Source organism: Peribacillus sp. SIMBA_075 (genome assembly GCF_046534585.1).
This window is the reverse complement of record NZ_JAWRYN010000651.1, coordinates 1-270: the sequence shown is the minus strand read 5'-3', so window position 1 is coordinate 270 and position 270 is coordinate 1. Positions and strand designations below refer to the sequence as shown.

Genomic DNA, 270 nt, shown 5'->3' with positions numbered 1-270 from the left:
CCCAAGGGTTTGAATGGTCTTTATAATGTCGTACTCGGCTTTTTTCTGTTCCCATTGATCAAGCTTAAAAATACGCAGCAACCGGTTCTCTCCATTAGACAAATACACGCGGTACTTCTCATCAGTAGAAAATCCTTTTAGAATCTTTTCAATGCGGGTTGAGCTTCTAAGGGCTGCAATTTCTTTTTGCAGTTGGTCAAGCCATTCACTCATGGTAACTCCTCCTGCCTGTAGCCATGTAAAAGAGGAACGTACAGGTAATTTACATGA

The 270-nt window shown here is 41.5% G+C and carries 1 pseudogene; it reads right to left on the bottom strand.

Going from position 1 to position 270, the window contains the following annotated elements:
- A pseudogene (locus SB775_RS29780) lies at positions 1–213 on the bottom strand (phosphotransferase family protein); the annotation flags it as partial.
- Positions 214–270 lie beyond the last annotated feature (57 nt).